General features: G+C 73.2%; 9 protein-coding genes. 3 read left to right on the forward strand and 6 right to left on the reverse strand.

The window, feature by feature from the left end:
• From ACFU6K_RS15880 to ACFU6K_RS15895, 4 genes are all read right to left on the reverse strand, one after another.
• Positions 1–378: hypothetical protein (locus ACFU6K_RS15880; RefSeq protein WP_380663474.1), on the reverse strand; the 378-nt coding region annotated here is incomplete at its 3' end.
• 211 nt (positions 379–589) lie between these two features.
• On the reverse strand, positions 590–1,078 hold the full coding sequence (locus ACFU6K_RS15885) for a SitI3 family protein (RefSeq protein WP_380663475.1): 489 nt from the start codon (positions 1,076–1,078) through the stop codon (positions 590–592).
• Positions 1,079–1,252: 174 nt separating this feature from the next.
• A complete protein-coding gene (locus ACFU6K_RS15890) occupies positions 1,253–3,238 on the reverse strand; it encodes a hypothetical protein (protein WP_380663477.1) in 1,986 nt (661 codons plus the stop codon).
• Positions 3,239–3,467: 229 nt separating this feature from the next.
• Entirely contained in the window at positions 3,468–4,901 is a 1,434-nt protein-coding gene (locus ACFU6K_RS15895; protein WP_380663478.1) for an MFS transporter, read from the reverse strand.
• Between the two features lie 315 nt (positions 4,902–5,216).
• Here ACFU6K_RS15895 and ACFU6K_RS15900 point away from each other — a divergent pair, with 315 nt between their 5' ends.
• Positions 5,217–6,056, forward strand: a complete 840-nt coding sequence (locus ACFU6K_RS15900; protein WP_380663480.1) for a helix-turn-helix domain-containing protein — start codon at positions 5,217–5,219, stop codon at positions 6,054–6,056.
• 63 nt (positions 6,057–6,119) lie between these two features.
• Here ACFU6K_RS15900 and ACFU6K_RS15905 read toward each other — a convergent pair whose 3' ends face one another.
• The gene (locus ACFU6K_RS15905; protein WP_380663481.1) at positions 6,120–6,986 is read right to left on the reverse strand and encodes a GNAT family N-acetyltransferase; all 867 of its coding nucleotides are present in this window, start codon (positions 6,984–6,986) and stop codon (positions 6,120–6,122) included.
• A 123-nt stretch (positions 6,987–7,109) separates the two neighbouring features.
• On the opposite strand from ACFU6K_RS15905, the gene ACFU6K_RS15910 reads away from it, so the two are divergent.
• The gene (locus ACFU6K_RS15910) at positions 7,110–7,625 is read left to right on the forward strand and encodes a hypothetical protein (protein ID WP_380663483.1); all 516 of its coding nucleotides are present in this window, start codon (positions 7,110–7,112) and stop codon (positions 7,623–7,625) included.
• 36 nt (positions 7,626–7,661) lie between these two features.
• Here the strand turns inward: ACFU6K_RS15910 and ACFU6K_RS15915 are convergent, their stop codons facing one another.
• Entirely contained in the window at positions 7,662–8,135 is a 474-nt protein-coding gene (locus ACFU6K_RS15915; RefSeq protein ID WP_380663484.1) for a diadenosine tetraphosphate hydrolase, read from the reverse strand.
• 188 nt (positions 8,136–8,323) lie between these two features.
• Between ACFU6K_RS15915 and car the strand changes: the two genes are divergently transcribed.
• Positions 8,324–11,864 (forward strand): carboxylic acid reductase (gene car, locus ACFU6K_RS15920; protein ID WP_380663486.1); only part of this gene is annotated, 3,541 nt, incomplete at its 3' end.

An 11,864-nucleotide genomic window follows, 5' to 3' on the forward strand; every position in this document is an offset into this window, starting at 1 on the left:
GTCCTTGCGCTCGCCCTCGTCGCCGATGATGCCGACGCCGCCGATGACGATCTCGTCGAAGGCGTCGGCGGGGATGCGCGCGATGTCCGCGCCCGGCCCGCCCTGGCGGTAGTCGACGCCGGTGCCGGCGGCGGAGGTGCCGTACCGGGAGTCGTGGGCGGCGTCGGCGGCCACATACCCGGACAGGGTCAGGCCGTTGCCGCCCTGGTAGGTGTTGAAGACCGTCTTCGCCGCACGGCGCGGGGTGTAGGAGAGCTTGCTGTCCTCCCGGGCCGGGTCGAAGCCGTTGGCCTGGTAGGTCTTCTCGGCCGCGCCCTTGCCCCATGCCGTGCCGTTGACCTCGATACCCGGGTCGGTGGCGTTGACCAGCTCACTCATGACGTGGATCCCCTCAGTGCACACGATGCGTACGACCGCAGGTCGCCCGTGCCGAACCAGCGCAGCGCTGAACGACCTGTTCCGCATGCATCGTCGATGACGGCCAGTCAGTTCGGTTTGTTCGAGTCTGGATCTTCACTCAAACGGGTGATCTTCGGGCGCTTTGTGCCCCCTGGACCGACGGCACTCCTTCAGTTCGATCCCACGGGGTTCAGTCCCAGTCGGTGAACTCGTGCGTCCGGCGGCGGTAGGGCCCCGGGACGGCGGCGAGGCGGTTCGGCGGCCAGAGGTCGGAGCGCTCGTTGAGGGCCGGCTCGCCGTCCTGGCGCACCAGCCAGACGTCCTCGTAGTCGAAGTGCAGGACCGCGTCGCCGGGCACCTGCGCGAGGAGTCCGACGGCCAGGCGGGTCATGTCGTCCTGCTGGCCGGGGATGTCGGTGTGCTTGCCCAGCCGGAACGCGACCGAGACGGTCGGGGTGAAGACACGGCCGCCGATCCGCGGGTCCCCCCAGGGAGTGGGCCTGCACGGGGTCACCCGGATCCAGGTGCGGTGCACGGTGAGCGCGTCGTCGCCGAGCAGGGCGTCGACGGTCACAGGGATCTCGAAGAGCCGCATCGGCCGGGCGGCGTCGGCGAGGCTCCGGGCGACCTCGGCCGTGGTCCACGTGGTCACCAGGTCGAGGCTGTAGGCGATCGCCATCTCCGTCCTTCCCTCCGTCTACGGGCTGAGGGAGACCACCTTGCCGCACGTGTCGATCACCGTGATGGTCGCGCCCGCCCCGGACACAGGACGACCGCCCCGTGTCGCCACGGGGCGGTCGGCGGTGTGGGTGCTGACGCCCCGCCGGGGCATCACCACGTCACGGTCTCACTGTCAGGCGAGCTTCTGGCAGAGCAGCGCGTAGGGCCGGGCCGCCCAGAGCTGCCACCAGGGCTGGGTGTAGGCCAGGCCCGCGGCGACCTCGTCGTTGGCGCACTGGCCCTTGGCGAAGCCGTAGGAGAAGTCGCCGCCGGCGGCCGCGGTGGGGCGGTTGTCGCCCTTGTCGAACCAGAGCGTGCGGGTCGATGTCCCCAGCGGGGCCGCGGACTTGGCGCAGAGCGCGCCCATGGTGCGGCCGTTGCGGCTGTAGCCGGTGAGGACGGAGCCGGCCGGGCACTGGGCCTTGGCGTAGCCCGGTGCCCAGTCGGTGGTCACGTAGGTGCCGCCGTGGTCGACGACGTACGCGTGGCCTGCGTCCCAGAGGTCCGGCTTGGTGACGTCCGTGCACAGGCCGTTGTCGCCGCCGTGGCTGAGTCCGATCAGCCGGGTGCCGTCCGGGCAGGAGGCCTTGAGCGCGCCCGGGTCCCAGTCCGGCCGGGTCTTGAGGTAGGCGGAGCGGTTGTCGTCGAACAGGCCGGCACTGAGCGCGGTCCAGTTCACCAGGGGCACCGGGGACTGTCCGGCGCCCACCGAGACGAGCGGCCATTCGCGGTGGAAGGCGAGGAAGGGCAGGTCGGCCGAGAGGATCGGGGTGCCGAGGATGGCGAGCCGGGCCATCAGCGCCCCGTTGATGTCGAGTCCGCCGTAGAGGGCCGCCGTGCCGTTGACGGTCGGCGTGGTGCTGGTGCCGTCGAGGACGACGGAGCCGTTGACGGCGGCCCGCAGGTACGGCTCGATGGAGGCCTTCACGCCGACCGTGTCGTACAGGGCGATCGAGCCTTCGGCGAGCAGGCCGGCCTTCGCCGAGGCGGAGCCCCTGAGGTCGAGGCGCAGCGGGGAGACGGTGGAGTTCCCGGGGTCGGTGGTGGTGGTCCAGCCCGGGCCCTTGACGTAGTCGGAGTGGACGCCCCACTGGCCGTCATAGGCCTGCTCGGCGTCGAGGGTGACGGTGCCGTCGGCGCTGACGTCGGCGGAGAGGGTGAAGGCCAGGTTGATCACGACGGGCAGCGGGCCCACCATCACCACGGGGCTGGCGCTGTACGTGGCGAGCGGGATCCGGACCGGCCCGGTGCTCGCGGTGAGGTTCGCGCTGACCCGCCAGTCCGCGTGCGCGCCCAGGGTGAAGCCGACCCGGGCCTGCTGGGGGTCGATGAGGCCGAGGCCGCCCTGGTAGGAGAAGTCGATCGCCGGGTGGAGCGAGACCGAGCCGGACAGCTTCGCCGAACTGCCGTCGGGCAGCGGGACGGTGGCGTCGGCGCTCAGCCCGAGGCTGCCGGACACGGAGCCCTGGCCGGAGGTCGCTCCGAAGTCGGTGACGACCTGGACGCCGCCGATCTGCGGGTGGACCTCGAAGCTGCTCGGGCTGACGGCGCTGCGCAGGTTGGTGCTGGTGGCGCCGAGCAGTTCGGGGAGGGTGGCCGGGCGGGTGGTGACGGCCACCTTCCCGTCGGCGGTCGGCTGCACACCGGTGACGGCGACCAGCGCGCCGTGCGGGGCCGCCGGGGTGGGCGGGCTGTCGATCAGCTGCCCGGGCCGGACGGCGGACGCGGCGTCAGCGGCCGTGGCCTGGGCGGACAGCGACTGCGGACCGGTGGTGGCCGGTGCGAGCACGGCGGTGCCGCTGTTCGGGTCGAAGGAGGAGAGCGCGAGGACGGGAGCGGTGGTGGCGGTCGCCGGCGCGCTGCCCTGCGCCGGGGCCGCCACCGTGGCCGCGGCCGTAGCCGTGCCGGTTGTCGGGGGCGCCAGCGTCGCCGACGTGCTCGGGTCGACGGACGAGGAGGACGGGTCGGTCGGCGCGGTCGTCGCGGGCGCGGCGGTTGAGGTGGCGGCGGTGGTGCTCGCGGCGGCCGGTGAGGCCGCCGCCCCGGTGAGGGCGGCGCCGCAGAGGAGGAGCACGGTGGTTGTCGCCGCGGCTGACAGCGTCAGCTTGCGCACGGTCACGTGGAGGGTCCCTTCGGGGTCAACGGTGCTGAGGCAGTGGTGACTTGTGGCGGGACGCACAGTTCGGAGCCGTCGCACGGACTCTCGAACCGCCGGGTAACATAGCACTGGCCGACAGCTTCGTTGACTGGTTCATGCAAATCCCCGGTCACGACCACCGAGACTTCACCGCCCCGGGGCGGGGCCTTCCCCTCTGGTTCATGCGGCGCCCCGGGGGCAGCGGGGCTCGTCAGCCGCCCCGCCTGGCGAGCCGGGCCGTGGCCGGGAGGCCTACGAGCAGCAGGAGCGCGGCCGCCGCGGCGTAGGCGAGGTGGTGGCCGCCCAGGGACAGCTCGCCGTGGCCCGCCGCACCGACGCTCTGGGCGATGCCGGCGAGGACAGTGGGGCCGATGCCGCTGCCGATCTGCAGGGCGGTGGCCGTGACCGCCGAGGCGGTGCCGTGGGCCTGGTCCGGCACGTCGCGCAGGCCGGTGACGGTGATGGCGGGGAAAGCCAGGCCCTGCCCGATGCCGGTGACGACCAGGCCGGCCAACACCGGTCCGAGGTAAGGGGTCTGCTCCCCCGCCGCACACCACAGCAGTACGCCGCCGGCGGTGAGCAGGAGGCCCGCGGCCAGCAGCGGGCGCGGCCCGCGGGTCCTCATCAGCCGCCCGGAGACCAGGGCGGCCGCAGCCACGGCCAGGCTGACGGGAAGGACCGCGAGGCCCGAGGCGGCCGGGGACATGCCGCGCACCTGCTGGAGGTAGAGCGGCAGCAGGAACAGCGACCCGGTGACACAGAAGTAGAACGCGCCGGCCACCACCGCCGCGGTCCGTACGCCGGGCGTACGCAGAAGGTCCCGGTCCAGCAGGACCGCGTCCCCGCCGCCGGTGCGCCCGCGGCGCCACCACAGCCAACCCCCGGCCACGGCGGCCACCGCCAGCGCGCCCGCGAGCGGGCCGCCGCCGGGGCGGGAGGCCAGGTCCGCGCTGAAGACGGTCAGGGCGATCGCCGCCACCAGCGCCCCGGCCCCCGTCACGTCCAGGGAGCCCCGGCGGGGCCGCTCACCCGGTGGCAGCCACCGCACGGCGGCCACGGCGGTGACCGCCGCCGCCGCGGCCTGCAGCGCGAACACCCAGCGCCAGCCCAAGGCGCCGGTGACCACGCCCCCGAGGACCAGACCGGCCCCGTAGCAGCCCGCCTGCGCCGCGGAGAACACGCCCAGCGCGCGCGAACGCACCGGTCCGTCGGCATAGACCGAGGTCAGCAGGGCCGTGGCCGCCGGCATGGTGATCGCGGCCCCCGCGCCCTGCAACACGCGTCCCACCACGACCGCCCAGAACGCGGGCGCCGCGAACGCCAGGGCGGCGCCCACCGCCACCGTCACCAGGCCCCCGACCAGCACCCGCCGACGCCGCAGCCGGTCCGCCATCGCCCCGCCGCACAGCAGCAGCCCCGCGAACGCGAGCGCGTAGCCGGTCACCGCCCAGGACAGGTTCTGCGCCGAGGTGCCGAACCGCGCGCCCACCGAGGGCAGGGCGCTGTTGAGGACGGCGACACCACCGGCGTCCAGACCCGCCGCCGCGCTCAGCACCACCAGGGGCGCGTACCGGACGGACGGCGGGGTGTCGGGCCCCGGGCCGTCGGACTTCGGTCCCCCGGCCCGTACGGGCCGTGCGGGCATGGACGGGGCGGGCGAAAGCGGTTCGCCGGGACGTGCGGGCATGGACGGGGCTGGCGAATGCGGTTCGCCGGGACGTGCGGGCATGGACGGACTCCAAGGACGAAGGACGCGCTCCGGGAACGACGGACGCGCGAACGCGCCGACAGGCCGGAACCGGCCCGTCGGCGACCGGGGCAGCCCGCGTCGCGCGGCGCCCCCGGCGGCCACTCTGCGCCGCCGCGCGCACCGCGACGAGACACCGCCAAGGGGAGGCCCCGCCGGGGGTGGCCCCGGCAGGGCTACCCCCCGTGCCGCGCGGCGACCGATACTCGCCGCATGGCACCATCAGCGGCACTCCCCGAACTGGCCCACTTCCTGCGCACCCGCCGGGCCCGACTGACCCCGGAGGCCGCCGGCCTGCCCCGGACCGGCACCCGCCGACTGAACGGACTGCGCAGAGCCGAGGTCGCCACCCTGTCCGGCATCAGCCCCGAGTACTACACCCGGCTCGAACAGGGCCGTCAGCGCCGTCCCTCCCCCGAGGTCCTGGACGCCCTCGCCACCGCCCTGCAGCTCGACGCCGACGCCCGCCGCCACCTCCACCGCCTCGCCACCGGAAACCCCGTCCACCAGGCGGGCCCCGCCACCATGGCCCCGGACGTACCGGAGGCGACCCTGCGGCTCCTCGCCTCGATCACCCCGTGGCCCGCCCACGTGGTCACCCCCATGCGCGACATCCTCGCCTGGAACGACGCCGAGGCCTGGCTGCTCCTCGACTACGCCGAACTCCGGCCCGAGCAGCGCAACTTCGCCTGGTTCGTCTTCTGCGACCCCCGGGCGCCCCGGCTCCTCACCGACTGGGAGAAGACGGCACGCGGCAACGTCCACCGCCTGCGCCACGCACTGGCCGCCGACCCCCACAACGAACGCGGCACCCGCCTCGTGGCCGAACTGACGGCGCGCAGCAGCCGGTTCGCCGCCTTCTGGGAGGAGCACGACGTCCGCGGCCCGGCCACCGGCAGCCACGGCTTCCAGCACCCCCGGGCCGGCCGGCTCGACCTGGACTACACCGCCTACGTCGTCCCCGGCACCCACAACCTCGAACTCGTCGTCCTGACCGCGCCCGACGACTCCCCCACCCACCGCGCGCTGCGGCAGGCCGCGGCGCAGCGCTGAACCGGCCCACGCCCGGATCCCCGCTCCACCGGCGTCGGCCGGAGGACCCGGGCCGCAACGGCGTCAGGCCTTGCGGATCCGGTCGCCGATCTCCGGCCTCGCCTCGAACCCGGCCGCCCTGTACGTGGCGACGCCGCCGACGTTGGAGCTCGGTGTGCACACGCGGACGCTCGACGAGCCCATCGCCCGTAGCGCGGCCGCCCCGGCGAGGGTGATCGCCCGGCCGTATCCGCGACCGCGGTGGTCCTCGTGGACGCCCATCGGCTCGACCAGCCCCGGCTTCCCCGGACCGGCCGACCAGACCGTCACCACCGCCGCCGGGCTGCCCCCGTCGTCGTAGGCGCCCAGGCAGCGGGCGTCGGCGGAGAACGGCCCCGCCGACATCGCATGCCAGTACGCGCGCGTCGGCCGCGAGGTGTCGAACGCCGACCGCAGGACGTCGGCGAAGTCCTGCGCCTGCTCCGGACCGATCGCCCTGATCCGTACGCCCGGGTCCTCCACCGCCTCCGCGAGGTCGCGGAACAGCGGCGTCCACGGCTCGTCGACGCCCCAGCCCTCCGTGGTCAGCAGGTCGTGGAGCAGCAGGCCCTGTGGCGCCTCGATGGACGCCGCCCCGTCCGGCAGCACGCCTCGCTCAGGCAGCGAGACGTCCTCGACGAGCCGCCGCGCCAGGTCCTCGTCCCGGAAGGCGTCGGGAGCGACCGTCATCCGCAGCACCGTCGGCGAGTCCAGCATCCCGACGGCGAGGATCCGTCCGCTCCGGCTCCAGGTCCGCACCAGCGCGGCCGTCTCCGCCGTCCCGAACCGGCAGTTCCAGCCGATGTCCCCCGAGTGCAGCTGCATCGGCGCCCCGTCGTCCTGCCACTCCCGCAGTGCGCCCATGGCCACGCGCACCCCGCCCGCGGTCGGCGTTCCCAGCACAATCGTCATATCCGGGATACGACACCCCGCCCCGGAGTTCCGCAACCCATTTACCGGCTGGCCGGTAACTCTCCGGGTGGCTTGTGAGCGGTTGCGGGGCGTCGCATACTTGACAACAAGGAAGTGGGCACCATGAAGCTGCTAGCGGAAATCGACAGGATGGTCGCCGCCGGAAAAGTGGTGACCTCGGCGAACGACGAAGCCGTCGCAGACATCGTCATCGCCACGATCACCAGTGGCGTCTCGGCCTCGTTCTACCTGACCCGCGCCCAGGCCGCGCTCGTCAAGGAGCGGTTCTGGACTCCGGAGCGGATTCGCCGCACAGGGCTCCGCCCGATATCCCCCGAGGAAACCGAGAGGATCAGGGTGGAGCTGGGCGTCAGGGTGAAGAATTTCAGATGCACCCCGATCACGTGCGGCTGCGGCCACGTCTACGACGCTTTCGACTTCATCCGGCAAGGGATTCGCGAACACGGCCTCGACGTCGTCAATTCCGTATTCTCCCTGAAGGACTCGACTTTCCTCCAGGTCAATCCGTCATTCACCCCGATCTGCCCCGTGGACAACCAGGAACTGAGCCGCACCCACAGCCCCGACGGCGGCATCGACTACGACTGCGACGAGTACGGCGGGTGCTGCTACCAGTAGTGACGCCCCGGATCCGGGTATTCGGAGAGCCGTGACTCAGCCGTGGAGCCGGTCGAGTTCGCGGCCGATCGCCTCGCGCAAGGCGTCGTGCTCCGGTCCGAGCGCGCACGCGGGATTGCGCCAGTTCTCCGTGGGGTACAGCCACACCGGACGGCGGACGAGATCCGGGCTCTCCCACTCGTACCGGGGCCACACGTGTGCGTGCAGGAAGTGGTCGGTATTGCCGAGGATCTCCAGGTTCACCCGCCGGAACCGCGGGTCCAGCCGCCGGCAGACCAGCTCTACGGCCTCACCCAGCCGGTCCATGTCCGCCAGGAAGGCCGATCGTCTGCTCCGCGGGAGTTCGGACAGGCGCTGCACACCGGGCTCGTCCACCAGCAGGACCGAGTACCCGGGCAGGAACTGCACGTCGCCGATCACCGCGAAGCCGGCGTCGAGGCGCCGGAGCACCGTGGGGTTGGTGCCGTTCAGCGCGGTGCCGATCCTGTCGCCCCGCCAGTCCTCCGCCATGGCACCCCACCCCGTACCGGAGTGGCCGAGCAGGCCTCGGCCACCTGAGGGTCGCCGGTCGCTCCCCCGCCTTCGTGCCATGGTCGCATCCCGCCCCGATGGCACCCGTCGCCGCGACAGCGGTGGACAGGCGGACCGAAGAGACGATGTCCACATGTCTTTTTTCTCGGCTGCATAGGAGATCATTCGTGTCCCTCTCGCACCTCCCCGCCGACGAACTCGACGCACGTGCCGAACGACGAAGCGCCCACCTGTACGCGACCGACGCCCAGTTCCGTGACACCGCGCCCCTGGACGCCGTCACCGAGGCGATCCGCCGCCCCGACCTGCCGCTCGCCGAGCTGGTGGCCACCGTGCTGGAGGCGTACGCGGACCGCCCCGCCCTGGGCGAGCGCGCCACCGAGCCGGTCACCGACCCGGAGACGGGCCGCACCACGCTGCGCCTCCTGCGGCGCTTCGACACGCTCACGTACGGCGAACTCCAGGAGCGGGTGGGCGCGGTGGCCTCCGACTGGCGCCACCACCCCGAACAGCCGCTGGGCCCCGGCGACTTCGTCGCCCTCCTCGGGCCCACGAGCGCCGAGTACGCCGTGGCGGACCTGGCCTGCGTCCGCTCCGGCGCGGTGTCCGTCCCGCTGCAGTCGGGGGCTTCGGCGGCACATCTGACCCCCGTCGTCGAGCAGACCGGACCGCGCCTGCTCGTGGTGGACGTCGACCAGCTGGACGTCGCGCTCGAACTCGCGGCGAACACCGCCTCGTTGGGCAGGATCGTGGTCATCGGCCACCGGCCCGAGGCCACCACCCACCGGGAGGAGCTGGAGTCCGCACGCGCCCGGCTCGCGGCGCAGGGCCGGGGGGTGGCCCTGGACACGCTGGCGTCGACCGTCGAGCGGGGAAGGGCGCTGCCGCCGCTCCCCCGGGTTCCCGACGGGTCGGCGCCCGACACGCCGAGCTCGCTGATCTACACCTCGGGAAGCACCGGCACCCCCAAGGGGGCCGTGTACACCGAGCGTCTGGTCCGGACCTTCTGGATCGACTACGTGCCCGGCCAGCCGGTGCGGCCCGCCATCGTGCTCAACTTCCTGCCGTTGAGCCACGTGATGGGAAGGGGCGCGCTGTTCGGGACGCTCGCCAAGGGGGGCCTCGCCTGTTTCGCGGCCTCCAGCGACCTGTCGACGCTCTTCGAGGACCTCTCCCTGGTCCGTCCCACCGAGTTGCTCATGGTTCCCCGCATCTCCGACCTGTTCCTCCAGCACTACCGGGCGGAGCTGTCCCGCCGGACCGGGACCGGCGGCGATGCGGCCGAGCAAGTGACGGCCGAGCAAGTGACGGCGGAGCAGGTGAGGAAGGAGCTGCGGGAGGAGGTCATGGGCGGCCGCCTCCTGTGGACCGCCAGCGCCTCGGCCCCGCCGAGCGCCGAGACGACGAAGTTCGTCGAGGACTGCTTCCAGGTCAGGCTGATCGACGGCTACGGGTCGACGGAGGCCGGGGTCGTCTCCCTCGACGGCCGGATGCAGCGCCCGCCGGTGACCGACCACAAGCTGGTCGACGTGCCCGAGCTGGGGTACTTCGGCACCGACGCGCCGTACCCCAGGGGCGAACTGCTGATCAGGTCCGAGCGGCTCGTCCCCGGGTACTTCCGGCGTCCGGACGCCACCTCCGAGGTCTTCGACGAGGACGGCTTCTACCGCACGGGCGACATCATGGCCCGGGTCGGCCCCGACGAGCTGCGGTACGTCGACCGCCGCTCCAACGTCATCAAGCTCTCCCAGGGCGAGTTCGTCGCCGTCTCCCGCCTGGAGGCGCTCTTCACCGGCAGTCCGGTCGTCCGGCAGGTCTTCCTGTACGGCAGCGGCGCCCGCGCCTACCTGCTCGCGGTCGTCGTGCCGACGCGGGACGCCCTCGACCGCGTCGACGGGGACGCCCGGCGCCTCAGGGCGCTCCTGCGGGATTCCCTGCGGGAGATCGCCACCGAGGCGGGGCTGAACTCCTACGAGATCCCCCGGGACCTGCTCGTCGAGACCGAGCCGTTCACCCAGGAGAACGGGCTGCTCTCCGGAGTGCGCAAGCCGTTGCGGCCAGCCCTGGTGAAGCGGTACGGCGGGCGTCTCGAAGCGCTGTACACCGAGCTGTCCGACCGCGAGGCCGAGGAGCTCCGGACGCTGCGTCAGGCCGGCACCGACCAGCCGCCGCCGGCGACCGTACTCCGGGCCGCGCAGGCGCTCCTGGGGTTGGACGAGGGTGTCGTGGAGCCCGACACACGCTTCCTCGAACTCGGCGGCGACAGCCTCACGGCGCTGTCGTTCTCCCAGCTGATGAAGGAGATCTTCCACGTCGACGTCCCGGTCGACGTGATCATCAACCCGGTCAACTCGCTGCGGCAGGTGGCCGATCACGTCGAGCGGGCGCTCACGGCGGAACACCGCCGTCCGACCGCCGACAGCATCCACGGCCCGGACGCGACGCGACTCGACGCGGCCCAGCTGCGGCTGGAGGCGTTCCTCGACCCGCGGACCGTCGAGCAGGCCGAGGGGCGGAGGCCGGCCGGTCCGCTGCCCGAGGCCCGGACCGTCCTGCTGACCGGCGCCAACGGCTACCTGGGCCGCTTCCTGTGTCTCGAATGGCTGGAGCGCGTGGCGGAGCGCGGCGGCACGCTGGTGTGCGTGGTCCGCGGCTCCTGTGTCGAGGAGGCCCGGGCCCGGCTCGACGCGGCCTTCGACAGCGGCGACCCGGACCTCGTGGAGCGCTACCGCGCGGCCGCCGCCCGGCACCTCCGGGTGGTCGCCGGCGACATCGGGGAACCGCGTCTCGGGCTCGACGAGGAGACCTGGCGGCGGCTGGCCGACACCGTGGACCTGATCGTCCACCCGGCGGCACAGGTCAACCACGTCCTGCCCTACAGCCAGCTGTTCGGCCCCAACGTGCTGGGAACGGCCGAACTGATCAGGCTCGCGGTCACCTCCCGGACCAAGCGGTTCACCTACCTGTCGACGGTCGCCGTCGTCTTCGGGAACGCGGCGGCCGCCGACGAGCGGGCGGACATCCGCACCGCCTGCACGGTACGCGACCTCGACGGTGACTACGCCGACGGCTACGCGGCCAGCAAGTGGGCCGGCGAGGTGCTGCTGCGCGAGGCGCACGAGAGGTTCGGTCTGCCGGTCGCCGTCTTCCGCTCGAACCTGATCCTCGCGCACCCGCGCTACCGCGGCCAGCTCAACGTCCCGGACGTCTTCACCCGCCTCGTGCTGAGCCTGCTGGCGACGGGCATCGCACCCGGCAGCTTCTACACGAGGGGCGCCGGCGACGGCCGCGCGCACTACGACGCGCTCCCGGTGGACTTCACCGCGCGCGCCGTCACCGCGCTCGGCGACGACGCGCGGGAGGGCTACCGGACGTACAACGTGGTCAACCCGCACGACGACGGCGTCTCACTCGACACCGTCGTCGACTGGCTGACGGCGGCCGGACACCCGCTGACCCGCGTCCAGGACCACGCCGAGTGGATCGAGCGCTTCGAGACCGCCCTGCACGGCCTGCCCGACCGCCGGCGGCAGCATTCGCTGCTCCCGCTGCTGCACGCCTTCGCCGAGCCGGCCCAGCCGGTCGCCGGATCCGCCCTGCCGGCGGACCGGTTCCGGGCGGCGGTCCGGGCCGCGGCCCTGGACGACGAGGGCGACATCCCCCGGCTGTCACCGGACCTGATCACCAAGTACGTGGCCGACCTCCGGG

The sequence above is a fragment of the Kitasatospora sp. NPDC057512 genome (genome assembly GCF_042802135.1).
Lineage (GTDB): Bacteria > Actinomycetota > Actinomycetes > Streptomycetales > Streptomycetaceae > Kitasatospora.

What these genes read in the sequence shown, in the direction of transcription:
- ACFU6K_RS15885 (WP_380663475.1), bottom strand. Translation starts at nt 1,078, where the DNA reads ATGGCGATCGCCTACAGCCTCGACCTGGTGACCACGTGGACCACGGCC.
- ACFU6K_RS15895 (WP_380663478.1), bottom strand. Translation starts at nt 4,901, where the DNA reads ATGCCCGCACGGCCCGTACGGGCCGGGGGACCGAAGTCCGACGGCCCG.
- ACFU6K_RS15900 (WP_380663480.1), top strand. Translation starts at nt 5,217, where the DNA reads ATGGCACCATCAGCGGCACTCCCCGAACTGGCCCACTTCCTGCGCACC.
- ACFU6K_RS15905 (WP_380663481.1), bottom strand. Translation starts at nt 6,986, where the DNA reads ATGACGATTGTGCTGGGAACGCCGACCGCGGGCGGGGTGCGCGTGGCC.
- ACFU6K_RS15910 (WP_380663483.1), top strand. Translation starts at nt 7,110, where the DNA reads ATGAAGCTGCTAGCGGAAATCGACAGGATGGTCGCCGCCGGAAAAGTG.
- ACFU6K_RS15915 (WP_380663484.1), bottom strand. Translation starts at nt 8,135, where the DNA reads ATGGCGGAGGACTGGCGGGGCGACAGGATCGGCACCGCGCTGAACGGC.